At 70.6% G+C, this 14,834-nt stretch carries 13 protein-coding genes and 1 riboswitch; of the genes, 7 read left to right on the forward strand and 6 right to left on the reverse strand.

Features of this window, described 5'->3' with window-relative positions:
• The first annotated feature begins 87 nt into the window (after positions 1–87).
• Genes ACIBVQ_RS04080 through ACIBVQ_RS04090 form a run of 3 tightly spaced genes read left to right on the forward strand, consistent with a single transcriptional unit; the run spans position 88 to position 2,710 of the window.
• Positions 88–711 (forward strand): polysaccharide deacetylase family protein, encoded by a 624-nt coding sequence (locus ACIBVQ_RS04080; protein ID WP_362771679.1) that lies wholly within the window; start codon positions 88–90, stop codon positions 709–711.
• The gene (locus ACIBVQ_RS04085; RefSeq protein ID WP_399175462.1) at positions 708–1,709 is read left to right on the forward strand and encodes a Gfo/Idh/MocA family protein; all 1,002 of its coding nucleotides are present in this window, start codon (positions 708–710) and stop codon (positions 1,707–1,709) included. Before ACIBVQ_RS04080 ends, ACIBVQ_RS04085 begins: the two co-directional genes overlap by 4 nt.
• Positions 1,706–2,710, forward strand: coding sequence for a zinc-binding dehydrogenase (locus ACIBVQ_RS04090; RefSeq protein WP_362916368.1), 1,005 nt, complete (start codon positions 1,706–1,708; stop codon positions 2,708–2,710). The genes ACIBVQ_RS04085 and ACIBVQ_RS04090 overlap by 4 nt, the downstream gene beginning before the upstream one ends.
• A 147-nt stretch (positions 2,711–2,857) precedes the next feature.
• On the opposite strand, the gene ACIBVQ_RS04095 is transcribed toward ACIBVQ_RS04090, so the two are convergent.
• Positions 2,858–3,568 (reverse strand): MarR family transcriptional regulator, encoded by a 711-nt coding sequence (locus tag ACIBVQ_RS04095; RefSeq protein ID WP_399175465.1) that lies wholly within the window; start codon positions 3,566–3,568, stop codon positions 2,858–2,860.
• 195 nt (positions 3,569–3,763) lie between these two features.
• On the opposite strand from ACIBVQ_RS04095, the gene ACIBVQ_RS04100 reads away from it, so the two are divergent.
• Positions 3,764–4,879 carry a serine hydrolase domain-containing protein gene (locus tag ACIBVQ_RS04100; RefSeq protein WP_399175467.1) on the forward strand — a complete coding sequence of 372 codons (1,116 nt, stop codon included), beginning with the start codon at positions 3,764–3,766 and terminating at the stop codon, positions 4,877–4,879.
• A gap of 71 nt (positions 4,880–4,950) precedes the next feature.
• Here the strand turns inward: ACIBVQ_RS04100 and ACIBVQ_RS04105 are convergent, their stop codons facing one another.
• Together ACIBVQ_RS04105 and ACIBVQ_RS04110 are read right to left on the reverse strand one after the other, a co-directional pair.
• The gene (locus ACIBVQ_RS04105; protein ID WP_399175469.1) at positions 4,951–5,538 is read right to left on the reverse strand and encodes a sigma-70 family RNA polymerase sigma factor; all 588 of its coding nucleotides are present in this window, start codon (positions 5,536–5,538) and stop codon (positions 4,951–4,953) included.
• A gap of 452 nt (positions 5,539–5,990) precedes the next feature.
• Positions 5,991–6,548 carry a hypothetical protein gene (locus ACIBVQ_RS04110; protein WP_399175471.1) on the reverse strand — a complete coding sequence of 186 codons (558 nt, stop codon included), beginning with the start codon at positions 6,546–6,548 and terminating at the stop codon, positions 5,991–5,993.
• Between the two features lie 146 nt (positions 6,549–6,694).
• Here ACIBVQ_RS04110 and ACIBVQ_RS04115 point away from each other — a divergent pair, with 146 nt between their 5' ends.
• Positions 6,695–7,129, forward strand: coding sequence for a CBS domain-containing protein (locus ACIBVQ_RS04115; RefSeq protein WP_352009170.1), 435 nt, complete (start codon positions 6,695–6,697; stop codon positions 7,127–7,129).
• Positions 7,130–7,196: 67 nt separating this feature from the next.
• On the opposite strand, the gene ACIBVQ_RS04120 is transcribed toward ACIBVQ_RS04115, so the two are convergent.
• On the reverse strand, positions 7,197–7,454 hold the full coding sequence (locus tag ACIBVQ_RS04120) for a dsRBD fold-containing protein (RefSeq protein WP_352009171.1): 258 nt from the start codon (positions 7,452–7,454) through the stop codon (positions 7,197–7,199).
• Positions 7,455–7,911: 457 nt separating this feature from the next.
• Positions 7,912–8,340: a hypothetical protein gene (locus tag ACIBVQ_RS04125; protein WP_362771692.1), complete on the reverse strand. Its 429-nt coding sequence runs from the start codon at positions 8,338–8,340 to the stop codon at positions 7,912–7,914.
• 386 nt (positions 8,341–8,726) lie between these two features.
• A riboswitch (cobalamin riboswitch) is annotated at positions 8,727–8,902 on the forward strand.
• A 146-nt stretch (positions 8,903–9,048) separates the two neighbouring features.
• Between ACIBVQ_RS04125 and metE the strand changes: the two genes are divergently transcribed.
• Positions 9,049–11,349 (forward strand): 5-methyltetrahydropteroyltriglutamate--homocysteine S-methyltransferase, encoded by a 2,301-nt coding sequence (metE, locus tag ACIBVQ_RS04130; RefSeq protein ID WP_399175473.1) that lies wholly within the window; start codon positions 9,049–9,051, stop codon positions 11,347–11,349.
• A gap of 44 nt (positions 11,350–11,393) precedes the next feature.
• On the opposite strand, the gene ACIBVQ_RS04135 is transcribed toward metE, so the two are convergent.
• The gene (locus ACIBVQ_RS04135) at positions 11,394–13,217 is read right to left on the reverse strand and encodes an AMP-binding protein (RefSeq protein WP_399175475.1); all 1,824 of its coding nucleotides are present in this window, start codon (positions 13,215–13,217) and stop codon (positions 11,394–11,396) included.
• A 969-nt stretch (positions 13,218–14,186) separates the two neighbouring features.
• On the opposite strand from ACIBVQ_RS04135, the gene ACIBVQ_RS04140 reads away from it, so the two are divergent.
• Complete coding sequence (locus tag ACIBVQ_RS04140; protein WP_352009175.1) at positions 14,187–14,834, forward strand: Phenylacetic acid catabolic protein; 648 nt, start codon at positions 14,187–14,189, stop codon at positions 14,832–14,834.

Raw genomic sequence — 14,834 nt, forward strand, 5'->3', positions numbered from 1 at the left:
GATTGCTTATAATGTTGTCAGCAATACTGATCACGGCCGCTACCTCTGTCAAGGCGGCACCCCCCGAATCAGAGGCAGGTAGAAGGCGTGACGGAGTCACCCCGAACCCAACCGGCGCCCTGGCGAGTGGCGCTGACCTTCGACGTCGAGCACGGCGACCATCCCGCCCACCCGGACGGCACCCGGCACGTGCTTGAGACGCTCACCGAGCGCGAGGCCGTGGGGACCATGTTCATCCAGGGGCGCTGGGCCCAGGCGAACCCCGCGCTGGCCAAGGACCTCGCCGCCCACGGTCACCTGATCGGCAACCACTCCCACCACCACGCGCCGATGAGCTGGCTGTCGCCCAAGGCCTTCGACCAGGACGTACGGCTCGCCGAACGCGCCATCCGCCGCGCCACCGGCCACGACCCGAGCCCCTGGTTCCGCTGCCCGTTCGGCGACGGCAGCGATGACCCGGCGATCCGGTCCGCGCTGGACCGGCTCGGCTACCGGGAGACGAGCTGGCACGTGGACCCGTTCGACTGGCGCGGCAAGGCCACCGGGCCGGGCGTCGCCCGCCTGGTCGTGGAGGAGGCCGTCGCGCACGGCGACGGCGCCGTGGTGCTGCTCCATCCGTGGACCAAGGCCACCGGCCGTGCCCTGCCGCTGGTCATCGACGGTCTGCGCGCCGCCGGTGCCCGCCTCGTTCGCATGGACGAACTCGCATGAACCACCCACCGCGCCTGGCCATCGCCGGGACCGGCTACATCGCCGACTACCACGCACGCGCCGTCGCCGACGCCGGCGCCGTGCTGGTCGCCGCGGTCAACCACCGGCCGGAGTCCCTCGACGCCCTGTCACAGCGGTACGGCATCGCCCGCCGCTACCTCGACCTCGACCGTCTCCTGGCGGACGGCGACGTGGACGGCCTCATCGTGGCCACGCCCAACTCCCTGCACGCCGAGCAGGCGGTCAAGGCGCTGCGGGCCGGGGTCTCGGTGCTGCTGGAGAAGCCGATGGCGCTGAGCGTCGCCGAATCCCTGGCCATCGCCGCCGCGGAAGGCCCGCGTGCCCGGGTGATGCTCGCCCACTGCCTGCGTTTCGACGAGCAGGTCGGCTGGCTGCGCGACCTGGTGCGCGACGGGACACTCGGCAGGCCCGTCCACACCACCGCCTACGCCGTCCACGCCGGGTTCGGCCCCGAGGGCTGGTTCACCGACCCGGCGCTGGCGGGCGGCGGCGCGCTCATGGACCTCGGCGTCCACGCCATCGACGTCACCCGCCACATCCTCGGCGACCCCCAGCCCGTCAGCGTGAGCGCGCACTGCGGGACGCACTACCGTGACCTGCCGGTCGACGACACCGCGATCCTCACGATCGTCTGGGACAACGGGGTCACCTCCGGCGTGGAGTCGGGCTGGTGGCATCCGCACACGCCGGGTCCGACGGGGAGCGTGCGCGTGTCCGGCACCGAGGCGTACGCGCAGACCTTCCCCGGCACGCTGGTACGGGCCGGGCAGCCGGGCGCGGAGACCTTTCCCGGCGAGCTCACCGAAGCGGCGCTCCAGCGCAGATACGACGCGCAGATGCGTGCGTTCCTGGACACTCTGGCCGGGGCCGACCCCACCCCCGGTGCGTCGCACGGCGTCACCTCGATGCGGATCATCGAAGCGGCGTACCAGAGCGCCGCCCACGGGCGGACCGTACATCTTGGGAGGGACCGATGAGGTCGTTGTTCGTGGAGTTCCCGGGTCCGGGCGAGGTGCGGGTGGCGCATGAGGACGTCGCCCCTCCGGGCCCCGGCGAGGTGCTGTGCCGTACCACGCTGTCGCTGATCAGCCCCGGCACCGAGCTGGCCTGCCTGCGCGGGGAGTTCGACCCGGGCACCAACTGGGAGGAGTGGGTGCGTCACCCGTTCCGGCCCGGCTACAGCATGGCCGGGGTCGTGGAGGCGGTCGGCGAGGGCGTCACGACGTTGCGGCCCGGTGACCGCGTGCAGAGCTACGCGCCCCACCAGGAGCTGGTCACCCTCACCGAGCGTGAGGCCCGGCCGCTGCCCGGCGGCGTGACGGACGAGGAGGCGGTGTGGATCCCCCTCGTCGTGACCGCGGCGGCGGGCGCCGCCAGAGCCGCGATCACCATGGGCGAGACCGTCGTGGTGCTGGGGCTCGGCCCGGTGGGTCAGCTGGTCGTGCAGTACGCGGTCGCGCACGGAGCCTCCCGCGTCGTCGCCGTCGACACCGACGCCAGGCGGCTCGACCTGGCGCGGGCGAGCGGGGCGAGCGACCTGCTCGCGGCCACCGCGGGCGACGCCCTCGCCGCCGTCGCCGACCTGACCGGTGGCCGGTTCGCCGACGTGGTCTTCGACGTCACCGGCAACCCCGCCGTGCTCTCCCAGGCGGTACGGCTGGCGCGCACGCTGGGCCGTGTCGTCCTGCTCGGTGACACGCCCACACCGTCCCGGCAGACGCTCGGTCCCGGCGTGGTCAGCAACTCGCTGACCATCCTCGGGGCGCACGCCGACCTCGTCTCCGACGACCCGTCGGCGGGCCCGCTCAACCGTGACGCGGTGACCGAGCTGTACTTCCGCCGTCTCGCCTCGGGAACGTTCAGGACCGCCGCGATGATCTCCGAACGGGTGTCCCCCGTGGACGCGGAGTCCGTCTACGCGCGCCTGCGAGGCGGCGGAGCACCGGCCGGAGCGCTCTGCTTCGACTGGACGGCATGAAGGAGGAACGGTGACCGGCCGGCGGTGAGTCCCTTCCCTTCGGCCGGGCCGGACGCTCGCGCGTGAACCCGGTTCGGCCCGGCCGCGACCGGGTCCGTCGACGCCTCGGGCGGCGGTGGGGAGGAGGCGGGTGCCGGCGGTCGGAGCTCACTGATCGCCGCCGGCGCCGCGTAGGCGCTCGGCCGCGCGGATCATGTCGTCGCTGAGCCGGTTGAGGATCGCGCCCATGGTTTTCAGCCGGGCACCGGCGGGGGTGGCCGGACCGAGGACCTCGGCACCGTCGTCGGCGACCTCGGCGAGTCGGGCGTTCCTGCGGGCGCTGGCCAGCCACGACCGGTGCCAGATGTCGCCGTCGATGACGTAGCGGTCACGACGCCGCCGGGAATCGCGTTCGCGCCGGATCAACCGCTGCTGCTCAAGTTGGGTGACGGCCTTCGAGACGGAGGCCGGGCTGACCTGGAGCCGCTGGACGAGTTCGGCGGCGGTGAGGCTGCCGCTGTCGGTGGTGTAGAGGCAGGCGAGCACCCGAGCGGTCATGCGGGGCAGTCCGGTGTCCACCAGCATGGTGCTGAAGTCGTCTTCCAGTTGCCTGATCGTCTCCGGATTCCGTCCCTGCCCGTCTCTGACCGCCGGCGCCGGCTGGGACTCGGCGGACCTGTTGCGGTGGGCCCGGATCCCGGTCGCGTGGTGGGCCCGGTCGGCCTGGTAACCGCCGGCCCCGCCGTTGCGGATGACCTCGCGGGTGACGGTGGAGATCGGGCGTCCGAGGCATTTGGCGATCTCGGTGTAGGTGAGCCCTTCGGCCAGTCCCCTGGCGATTTCCCGGCGTTCCTCGTATGTCAGTCTGCCGCCTGGCATCGGCGCTGCGCCTCCTCCCGTTGAAAACAAATATTGCATTCGCTGGCAGCTCATTGCAAGTAGGGATTTTGCATTCACCTTCATTGTCATTGCAAAATGCCGGGTGAATGTCTCGGATTTTATTGACGGCGCCCTGAATGCAAACTAGCTTTTGTGTCTGTAAAACACGCGCTGTCTCGTGTATCGGAGTTCGATGTGATCGCATCCCTTCTTCTCGCCGCCGCGCTCGTGGCGAGCCCCGCCCAGGTACAGCCCGCGCTTGACCGGGCCGTATCCGAAAACGGGGCACCCGGCATCGCCGCCGAGGTACGCGAGGGGAACAAACGGTGGTTCGGTTCGGCGGGGTTCTCAAACACCGAAACGGCTCGCGGGCGCCGCCCGAACGAGCGTTTCAGAATCGGCAGTGCCACCAAGGCGTTCACCGCCGCCGTGGTACTGCAACTGGCCGGAGAGGGCAGGCTGAGCCTGGACGACCGTATTCAGCACTGGCTGCCCGGACTGGTGCGGGGCAACGGATACGACGGCGGAAGGATCACCGTCCGGCAATTGCTCAACCACACCAGCGGAATCTTCAACTACGGCAACGACCCCGAATTCTTCGCCAAGGGGCGGGGCGCCGCGTGGTTCGAGCACCGCTACGACGTCGTCACGCCGGAGGAGCTGGTGGGGATCGCGTTGCGCAACCCACCGTACTTCGCCCCCGGCGGGGGCTTCGCCTACTCCAACACCAACTACATCCTGGCCGCCATGATCGTGGAGAAGGCGACAGGCAGGACCTTCGGTGACGAGGTGACCCGGCGGATCATCCGGCCGTTGCGCCTGACCGGGACATACCTTCCCGGAACGGAGGCGAGGATCCGAGGTCCGCACCCCGTGCACTACTCCACCCTGTTCTCCCAGGAACCCAACCCGGCGATCTACGACGCCGGCGACATGAACCAGTCCGCCGCCTGGTCGGCCGGCGGGATGGTCTCGACGGTCGGTGACCTCAACCGGTTCTTCGGCGCGCTGCTGGGCGGCCGATTACTGCCCGCCGCCCAGCAGAAGGAGATGTTCACCACCGTCGAGACCAAGGGCGGGCCCGCCTGGATCCCCGACACCCGTTACGGACTCGGCGTCTTCACCCAGAGACTGTCGTGCGGCACGTGGGTCTGGGGTAACGCCGGTGCCACCTACGGATCATGGACGTACGCCATGGGGCGGCGAGACGGCAGGCACATGCTGGCCACCGAGATCAACGGCGACTGGAGCGGGCTGAACGTCTTCGCCGACGTCCTGTCGGCCGAGTTCTGCCCGGTCGGGTCCCGGTGAGCCCGCCGCCGTCATCCGGGGATCTGGCCTTCTCGCGCAGGTCAGGGCGTGACGATCGTTCGGGGCGGGGGTCAGGCGGCCCGGTCGGCGGCGGTCAGGGAGGCGATCAGCTGGGATCTGGCGCGGGCAACGCGGGAGCGTACGGTGCCGACCGGGCAGCCGATCAGTTCGGCGGCCTCGCCGTACGGCACCCCGACCAGCTGGGTCAGCACGAAGGCCTCGCGGCGTTCACGCGGGACCCTGGACAGCAGGTCGGCCAGGGCGACTCCGTCCTCGCGTCCGGGAAGCCCGAGGGGCTGACGGCGTTCGGCCGCCGACTGCCAGTCCGTGAGGTCGGAGAGGAGCGGACGGCGGGCCGCGGACCGGAAGCGGTCGATGACGACCCGCCGGGCGATGGACAGCAGCCAGGTCCGGGCGGAGGAGCGGCCCGCGAAACGGGGCAGGGCGAGCAGGGCCCGTACGAAGGTCTCCTGCGTCAGGTCCTCCGCCGCGTGGGTTCCGGCCAGGTGGGCGACGAAGCGCAGTACGTCCGGGTAGACGGCGCGGGCGAAGGCCTCGACGGTGTCGGGCGCCCCCGCACGCGCGGCCAGCGCGAGCGCCGTCACCTGCTCGTCGGAGAGCCAGGAGGGGGTGGACGGGATGGGTGTGACAGGAGGCATAGGGGTTCCTTCGGCGCTGGTCAAGACGGGCCGAGGGCATCGGAAGGTGCCCGCCAGACAGGTGATCGACGGCTTGCGGGGGGTGTTCGGGCATGGAGAAGGAGCCCAGGGAAGGGGCCCAGCGAAGAAGCACGGCGAGGACGTAGGGCACGTCCGGGCATGACGGGTTGGCCGGGCCAGGGACGGGCTCGGCGGGAGGTGGTGCCGACCCCTTGGCTTCGGGAGGATCGCCCGGTCACCGGGCAGGGGAGGGCACCCGACCGGGGACTGGGAGAGCGCCTGGCCACGGAGGGTCCGGGAAGGGGCGTCCTGGAAGACCGGAGGGAACCTCCGATCCCGAAGGAGCCGGAGGAGTACCGGTCACGAAGACCGGAGAGAACGCCCGGTCACGAAGGAGCGGAGAGCGCTCCGGTCATGGAGGGGCGACGGAACACCCGGGGTCCGTGTGGGGCTCAGCCGACGGGGACGGGCAGGGGTGGGCCGCGGCGCCGTAGCGCGGGAAGGACGTCCCGCCCGCCGTACGGCGTGGCCTCATGGGTGGTCACCGGCCGCCGGACGGGGGCGACCACCTCGGTGGGGACGGTGAGGAGCAGCCGGATCACCGGCAGGCGGCGGCCGTACAGGCGGATCATCAGCCACACCGCGCTCTCACCGCGGTACAGCCACCAGCCGGTGCCCAGCGCGACGGCCAGGTGGACCGCGGTCATGCCGGAGGTGGGATGGCCGTGGTCGCCGAGGATCGTGGTGTGCGGCCCGTGCGCGGCCCGGCTGAACAGCTCGTGCAGCAGGAGCTGCACGCCACCGGTGGCCGTGAGCACCACCTCGGGGCCGCGTTCACGACCGCCGAGCGGGTAGGCGACGCAGAAGGAGACGACGACGCCGAGAATCCCGAGGAACGGCGGGACGAGACCGCCTCCGGCCAGGGCGTGGCCGCCCGCGGAGACCACGGTGCACAGCGTCGCGAAGACGATGGCACGTGGCACGCGAAGCGCCGACGCCGCGAGGGTCACACCCGACATCCTGACATCCGGGTGGCCCGCCGAGAAGGCCGTGATCGTGGATCACAGCCTTTCTCTCCAGAATCGCCCCACTGAATCCGAATTTATCGGGCATAGGGCTATAGAGGCCCACAAACCTACCGTCAGGAGGGGTGACGATGACGAGAACGGAGACAGGCAGGACGGTCCGGGACCTGATGCACCCGGACGCGCGGTGCGTCGGTGAACACGACAGTCTGCGTACGGCTGCGCGGATGATGCGCGACCTGGATGTGGGCGCGCTGCCGGTCTGCGGGGACGACGACCGGCTCAAGGGGATCATCACCGACCGTGACATCGTGATCAAGTGCTGCGCAGAGGGCGGGAACCTCGACGAGACGACGGCGAGTGAGCTCGCCCAGGGGCTGATCTGGATCGACGTCGAAGGCAGCGTCGACGAGGCGCTGACCATGATGGAACGGCACCGGATCAAGCGTCTGCCCGTGATCGAGAACCACCGCATCGTCGGCATGATCAGTGAGGCCGACCTGGCCAAGGGCCTGCCCGACGACAAGCTCGCCGAGTTCGTCCACCAGGTCTACGGCCGGCGGTGAACCGGGGCCCGTCCGCCGGAGTCCGTGAGGGCGACGGCGGGCGGGCCGGTCCGTGCGCGGGGCCCCCTCACCACGAGGTAGGGCCGGTCAGCTGGGCGATGTCCGCCGAGGTGACGCTCATCAGCCTGCCGGACAGGTCGGCCAGCGCCCTGGCGGCGGCGAGCTCGTCGCCGATCTCGGCCACCGGATCGTCGGACGGGTTGCGGCGTGCCCGGCCGATCCCCGCCAGTTCCCCGGCACCCGCGATGGGCAGGACCGCCCTGGCGAAGGTCTCGTCGCCGTCCTCGGTGATGGAGACCCGGACGTCCCACTGCTTGGATCGCATGATCTGAACCCCCGTTCTTCGTGACGGTGGCGGCGCCCGCTCTCCGGGCGCGAAGCCGTCATCTCCATTGTCGGAGCCGTACGGCGTGACCATCAGGGACGAAGGTCCCGCCCTTGGGGGACGGGCTCCCCTAGGACCCGTTTTGCGGATCTTTCCGCCTGCCGCGGTCGCCCAGGCGGCGCCCCGCCGCGTTGGCGCCCCACCCCACGAAAACGCTCCGCAGGCTCCGCGTTTGCCGTGGGGGGCCGGGGAGAATCTGTCGCCCATAACTCCGTTATGAGCTCCTCCTCCGCCTCGCGGGGCATCCACCTGGACGATCCTCGCCACGGCGAAGATCCACAAAACAGGTCCTGGGCGGGGCGTCGTGCCTTTGGGGAAACGGGAAACGGGGCGATCCCGTTTCCCGTTTCCCGGCACTCGTTCTCCACGGGCCCGCGACGGGCCCGTCGTGAGTTCTCTAACGCGAGGTGGTGGAAACCGGCAGGCGGGACTCCTCCCGCTGTTCCTCGTGCCCCTCGCGCCGGGGGAGGGTCGCGGCGACGACCAATGTCCCGGCGATCAGGACGACGTTCTTGACGACGAACTCGCCCTCCATTGTGAGCATGAGCGGGTTTCCGTCCTTGAACGCGACACCCGGGTGGAGCACCAGGACCAGGAACGTGCCGACGAGGTGGAGCAGGAGCACGGGCAGGAACGGGCGCAGCCACCGGCCGGTGAACAGCGCCAGGGCCACCGCGACCTCGAACACGCCCAGGGCGGGCACCACGAACGACGCGGGCAGCGGCACGAAGGACAGGGTGTCGGCGACCAGGGCGCCGACCGGGCTGACGTTCGCCACCTTCAGCACGCCGAACCACAGGAACACCAGGCCAAGCGTCCCTCGCATGATGACCGGGAAACGCCGGTGGAGAATGGCGGCGACTCGCGACTTGACACCGGTTAGGGCGCTTGGTATACGCCCTTGATGGAGATGTGACCCTTTAGTCCGATACATGGTTAACTCCGATGGCTGGGGGGTTTGCCGGGTCTAATATATCCTGACCTTTTCTTTCGGAAATTGTAGGAAATGGGGTCTTAGGTCACGGTTGTTGAGTCGCGAAAGCGGGGGACGGAGATTTTCCCGCGACCCGCGAATTCCCCCGTACGGTTTCAGGCGGTCCGGGGCGACGGGAGAACGATCCCGCGAACCCGCCGGCGGGCCCGAATATGGTTGTCGCTCCGCCATCGGATGCGCGTAGGGTTGGGGACGCAGTCGGTTCGCCCTGCCCGCCAGGCAGACGCGTCGTAAGAGGGAACCCGGTGTGACTCCGGGACTGCCCCGCAGCGGTGAGTGGGAACGACCGCCGTCAAACGCACTGGATCCGGCAGATCGGGTCCGGGAAGCGACGGCCACTAGGTGTCAGGGCGAGACAACGGCCCGGACGTGCCCGCGAGTCCGAAGACCTGCCACTGCCCGCGTGCGACCACGCACGCGGTGACCTCGGTGACCTCGCGGGTGGGTCGGCGGCATGGGACGGGCCTGGTGCGCCCGCCTCTCCTTCGTCTCTCCCCTCGGGGCACCGGAGTCCTTTCGTGACTCGCGAAGGAGAGTTCCGTGACCGAGACTTCCTCCCCCACCGTGTACGGCTACCCCCGTCAGGGGCCGGACCGTGAGCTGAAGAAGGCGATCGAGGGCCACTGGGCGGGCCGGGTGACCGAGCGTGACCTGCTGGACGTCGCGGCCGGGCTGCGCGCAGGCAACTGGCGGCACCTGACGGAGGCGGGGGTGCGGGAGGTGCCGACCGGCGACTTCTCGCTGTACGACCACGTCCTCGACACCACCGTCATGGTCGGCGCCGTCCCCCCGCGTCACCGAGCCGTCGTGGAGACGGAAGGCCCCCTGGCGGGATACTTCGCCATGGCCCGGGGCACCCAGGAGGTCGCCCCGCTGGAGATGACCAAGTGGTTCGACACCAACTACCACTACCTGGTGCCGGAGCTGGGACCTGACACCGTCTTCGCCGCGGACCCGGCAAAACAGGTAGGCGAACTGCGCGAGGCCGTCGCGCTCGGGCACACCGCGCGCCCCGTGCTCGTCGGCCCCGTCACCTACCTGCTGCTGGCCAAGCCCGCCCCCGGCGCGGACCCGGCCTTCGAACCCATCGGCCTGCTCGACCGGCTGCTGCCCGTCTACGCCGAGGTGCTCGCCGCCCTGCGCGCGGCCGGTGCCGAGTGGGTGCAGCTCGACGAGCCCGCGCTGGCGCAGGACCGCGACCGGGCGGTGCTCGACGCCGCCGCCCACGCCTACCGTGAGCTCGGCGCCCTGACCGACCGGCCGAAGATCCTCGTCGCCGGTTACTTCGACCGGCTCGGAGACGCGCTGCCGGTCCTGGCCAGGGCGCCGATCGAGGGCCTGGGACTGGACTTCACCGGCCCGGCCGCGGCCAACCTGGAGGACCTGGCCCGCGCGGGCGGTCTGCCCGGCAAGCGCCTGATCGCCGGTGTCGTGGACGGCCGCAACGTGTGGATCAACGACCTGGGCGGGTCGCTGGCGACCCTGGCCACCCTGCTCGGCCTGGCCGGCCGGGTGGACGTCGCGCCCTCCTGCTCGCTGCTGCACGTCCCCGTCGACCTCGGGCTCGAACACGGCCTCGACCCGCGGGTCGGCCGCTGGCTCGCCTTCGCCAGGCAGAAGGTCGCCGAGGTCGTCACCCTGGCCACCGGGCTCAGCGAGAGAACCGGGGCCGTCGCCGGACGGCTGGCCGCCAACCAGGCCGACCTGGCCTCACGCGAGGCCTCCACGCTCACCCACGACCCCGGGGTCAGGGCCCGCGCCGCCGCGGTCACCCCCGCCGACACCCGCAGGCCCCAGCCGTACGGTGAGCGGGCGGCGGCCCAGCGCGCCCGCCTCAGCCTGCCGGAGCTGCCCACGACCACCATCGGCTCCTTCCCGCAGACCGGGCGGCTGCGGGCGGCCCGCGCCGACCTGCGCGCCGGGCGGATCGACCAGGACGCCTACGACGAGCTGATCGCCTCGGAGATCCGCTCGGTCCTGGTCTTCCAGGAGCGGGCGGGCATCGACGTCCTGGTGCACGGAGAGCCGGAACGCAACGACATGGTCCAGTACTTCGCCGAGCGGCTCAACGGCTACCTGGCCACCCAGCACGGCTGGGTGCAGTCGTACGGCACCCGCTACGTGCGCCCGCCGATCCTGGCCGGGGACGTCTCCCGCCCCGGGCCGATGACGCTGCGCTGGACGACCTACGCCCAGTCCCAGACGAGGCGCCCGGTCAAGGGCATGCTGACCGGCCCGGTCACCATGCTCGCCTGGTCCTTCGTCCGCGACGACCAGCCGCAGGCCGAGACCGCCCGCCAGGTCGCCCTCGCCCTGCGCGACGAGGTCGCCGACCTGGAGGACTCGGGCATCGCCGTCATCCAGGTGGACGAGCCCGCGCTGCGGGAGACGCTGCCGCTGCGCGCGGCCGACCGGCCCGCCTACCTGGCCTGGGCGACGGAGGCCTTCCGCCTGGCCACGAGCGGGGTGCGGGCCGACACCCAGATCCACACCCACATGTGCTACGCCGAGTTCGGTGAGATCCTGGCCGCCATCGACGACCTTGACGCCGACGTGATCAGCCTGGAGGCCGCCCGCTCCCACATGCGGGTCGCCGGCGAGCTGGCCGGGGCCGGGTATCCCCGCGAGGTGGGGCCGGGCGTCTACGACATCCACTCCCCGAGGGTGCCGGACGTCGAGGAGGTCGCCTCCCTGCTGCGCGAGGGACTCGGCGGCATCCCGGCCGGGCGGCTGTGGGTCAACCCCGACTGCGGCCTGAAGACCCGTGGCTGGGGCGAGGTCCGTGTCTCCCTGGACAACATGGTCGCCGCGGCCCGGGTGGTCAGGGCGGAGGCCGGCTGACCCCTCCTCCGGGCCCGGCGCGCGCCGGGCCCGGAGGCTCCCGGTCACGACAGGCGTCCGGCCGCGAGCCGCCGCACCTCAGACCGCACGATCTTGCCCAGCGGGGTTCTCGGGAAGGCGTCCAGGCCCAGGTCCTCGACGGGGACGAACCTGCGCGGCACCTTGAAGGTGCTGACGAACCTCAGCAGCGTCGCGCGCCAGCCGTCGACGCGGGCGACGGCATCGGGCAGCAGCGTGTAGACGAGCACCGGCTCGGCCCCCGTCACCGGGTGCGGCAGCGCCACCAGGACGGCGTCCTCGACGCCTTCGAGGTGCGGGACGAGGTTCTCGACCTCGGCGGGGTAGAGGTTCTCGCCGTTGACGACGACCATGCCGTCGAGGCGGTCGACGATCGACAGCTCCCCGCGTTCGTCGAGGCGTCCCAGGTCGCCGGTGCGTATCCAGCCGTCGTCGACCCGCTCCCCGGTGAGGCCGGGGGCGTCCTGGTAACGGGTGAACACGTTGTCCCCGCTCAGCAGCACCTCGCCGCTCTCACCGGTCGCGACGTCCCGCCCGTCCCGGCCGGCCACGCGGACCCGGGAGCAGTCCAGGGGCAGCCCGGCGCTCCTGGGGTCGCCGCTCTTTCTCCCGCGTGGTTCGACCGTGGCGATCGAGGCCGTCTCGGTCATGCCGTACACCTGGTGGACGGGCAGGCCGAAGGTGGCCTCGAAGCGGTGGATCAGCTCGACGGAGAGGGGGGAGCCTCCGGCGAGGACCCCCTTCAACCGGCCTGCGACCGGTCGTTCCGGCCGTTCGACCAGGTGGGCGAGGTAGGCGTTGACCACAAGCGTCCACGTTGGCTCGTAGCGGTCGACGTAGGTCCAGAACCGCGCCAGCGCCGCCTCCGGGCGCACGCACACGGTACGGCCGCCGCACCACAGCGGGGTCAGCGTCGGGAAGACCTGCCCGCCGGCGTGGAAGAGCGGGCCCACGTTGAGGAAGACGTCGTCCTGGCCCGCCCGCGCCCATCCGGCCAGGGACCGGGAGCCCGACAGCAGGCTCCGGTGCGACAGGACGACCCCCTTCGGGGTGCCGGTGGAACCGGAGGTGTAGACGATCTCGGCGTCGGCCGCGCCGTCGCCGCCGGAGAGGATCGGCCGCCTGCCGTACGCCTCACCCCGCGCGAGCAGGCCGGTCAGCAGGGACTCCTCGTCGTCGGTGCCGATCCACTCCGGGCGTCGCCGCAGCTTCACGGCCGTGGCCTCGCGGCCGAGGACGAGCGCGGGCCCGCAGTGCGCCAGGAGCGTTTCGAGTTCGGCGGCGCCCGCCTTCGGGTTCAGCGGCACCAGCACCCGCCCTGAGGCGACGACGCCGAGGAAAAGCAGCGCCGCCAGCGACGAGTTGTGCATGACCGTCGCCACCCGCGCCCCGGCGGGGACGCCGCGTTCCTCGAACAGGGTCGCGCATCCCCTGGTGAAGGTCAGGACGTCCGCGAAGGAGAGGACGCGGCTCTCCGGCTCGACGGGCAGCAGGTAGGGGCGCTCGCCGTACCTGGCGGCGGCCGAGGTGACGAGGCCGAGCAGGGTCGTCGCCGCGGGGAGGGACGGCCCGGTCACGGCCGGCGGGGCGGGTCCGGGCAGGGCGACGCTCCGTGACCCCTCCCGCAGGGCACGTCGTACGGCGGCGCACAGGTGGCTGACCGTGGGCGTCTCGAAGACGACGTCGACGACGTCCGCGCCGAAGGACAGTTCGAGGCGCGTCACGATCTCCACGGCGACCAGTGAGTCCATCCCGGCTTCCATGAGGTCGTCGTCGGGACCGAGACGGGAACGGTTGAGGGCCTCGGCGCAGATGGAGGTCACCCGCGCCTCAAGATCGGTCGTGGCCACCGAAGAACGCCTCCGTTCAATTCACGGACCGTTCTGCCGCCGCGCCGGTCCCCTTTTCTCTCCCGCGGTGATATTCATCCGTCGCCCCACGGACGGTCAGAAGTGACGTCGCGATGATCAGCGGATAACCGGGATCATGTGCGGTGGTTCTTCGCGGCGGTGTCACACCGCCCTCGGAGAATGCGCCCGAAACGGCCCGTTGTCAACGACGGAACAGTTCCCGCGGTGCTGATTCGGGTTTTCGTTTCTTTCTTCCCGCATGGGGTACGCCGGGCCGGTTAAATCCGGGGAGCAGGGTACGGGCCGACACGAAGACCATTTCGACCCCGGGGCGGGGTAATGGCCACGGCACCGCTCGGCGGCGATTTCGACCCCTTCTCGCCGGAGATCACGGCGGGTCCTTATCCCGCCTGCGCCGGCCTCCTCCGTTCCGGCGAACCCGATCGCGCGCCCGCCGCGCGCCTGACACCCCGTCGTACCCGACGCCCGCCGGGTCCGGGTCCGCGGGGCGGGAATTCCGGTCCCAGCGCGGACCGGAAAAGGGCGGAGCCGAATATCGGAATAAAAAGCCGCCCGAAACCAGGGGCCCCGGAATCCCCGGCTTTTTGTGTTACCTGTGAAACGTGTGTTACCAGAGTGGCCTGATGGATTCGGTATTCCGTGACGGATCGAGCACCGTGCGACGGTTGTGGACGCTCCCTGGTATCGGTCTTGACCGTGTGTTAGCATTCCTCCGACTAAAGGCCTGTAAGGGAATTTTATGGCCGTTGACCGCGAGGACGCCGGCTGGTCGGCTCGGTTTCCTATGTCGTAAGAATTACCGCTCGCGTACTTTTTCTGGAGAAAGCATCAGGCCTGTTTCGGCATTGGAGGGTGACGGTGACCCGGAAAGTCGCGGTTCTGGACGACGAATTGCTTGTGGTGCGAACACCCGAAGAATTCCATCGTGCGCCGGGCGACTATCAGAAGATGCTGATCAGCCAGGTCATGATCAACACAGAGGGTGAGCTGTCCGGCGGCGACGACTACACCATGGTCTTCCTCCCGCTGGCGCCGAACGCCGAGGAACGCCAGGTCTGCGCCGAGCGTGCGGTCGAGGAGTACGACCACTACAAGATCGGAAAGCGGATCCTCGCCGAGATCGGCGTCGACACCACCTACATGGAGCAGCAGTCGCTCGACGAGCGCAACCTGTTCGCCGACCAGGGACTGCACACCTGCACCACCTGGGCCGAGCGGGGCGTGTTCTCCTACATCGGCGAGGAGGCGGCGCTGCTGATGATCCGCGAGTTCGCCGAGAGCAGCTACAAACCGTGGGCGGAGGCGGTGCGCACCATCATCCTCGACGAGAAGGTGCACATCGCCCACGGCGCCCGGGTGTGCAGGAACCTCGCCACCACCGAGGAGGGCAGGCAGCAGCTGCAGGCCGCGCTCGACCGGCTGTGGCCCACCTTCATCGGCGTCTTCGGCAACCCCAACTCCAAACGCGCCGAACTGGCCATCAGGTACGGCCTGCGCCAGACCACGAACGCCGAGGCCCGCGACCAGTGGATCAAGACCGTCTCGGCCCGCGCGATCAACCTCGGGTTGCGCGTACCGACGACCCAGGCGGGCTGA

This window comes from Streptosporangium sp. NPDC049376 (genome assembly GCF_044466505.1).
Classification (GTDB): Bacteria; Actinomycetota; Actinomycetes; order Streptosporangiales; family Streptosporangiaceae; genus Streptosporangium.

Coding starts and splice junctions, on each gene's coding strand:
- ACIBVQ_RS04085 (WP_399175462.1), top strand. CDS start 708: ATGAACCACCCACCGCGCCTGGCCATCGCCGGGACCGGCTACATCGCC.
- ACIBVQ_RS04090 (WP_362916368.1), top strand. CDS start 1,706: ATGAGGTCGTTGTTCGTGGAGTTCCCGGGTCCGGGCGAGGTGCGGGTG.
- ACIBVQ_RS04095 (WP_399175465.1), bottom strand. CDS start 3,568: ATGCCAGGCGGCAGACTGACATACGAGGAACGCCGGGAAATCGCCAGG.
- ACIBVQ_RS04105 (WP_399175469.1), bottom strand. CDS start 5,538: ATGCCTCCTGTCACACCCATCCCGTCCACCCCCTCCTGGCTCTCCGAC.
- ACIBVQ_RS04115 (WP_352009170.1), top strand. CDS start 6,695: ATGACGAGAACGGAGACAGGCAGGACGGTCCGGGACCTGATGCACCCG.
- ACIBVQ_RS04120 (WP_352009171.1), bottom strand. CDS start 7,454: ATGCGATCCAAGCAGTGGGACGTCCGGGTCTCCATCACCGAGGACGGC.
- ACIBVQ_RS04125 (WP_362771692.1), bottom strand. CDS start 8,340: ATGCGAGGGACGCTTGGCCTGGTGTTCCTGTGGTTCGGCGTGCTGAAG.
- ACIBVQ_RS04140 (WP_352009175.1), top strand. CDS start 14,187: ATGCTGATCAGCCAGGTCATGATCAACACAGAGGGTGAGCTGTCCGGC.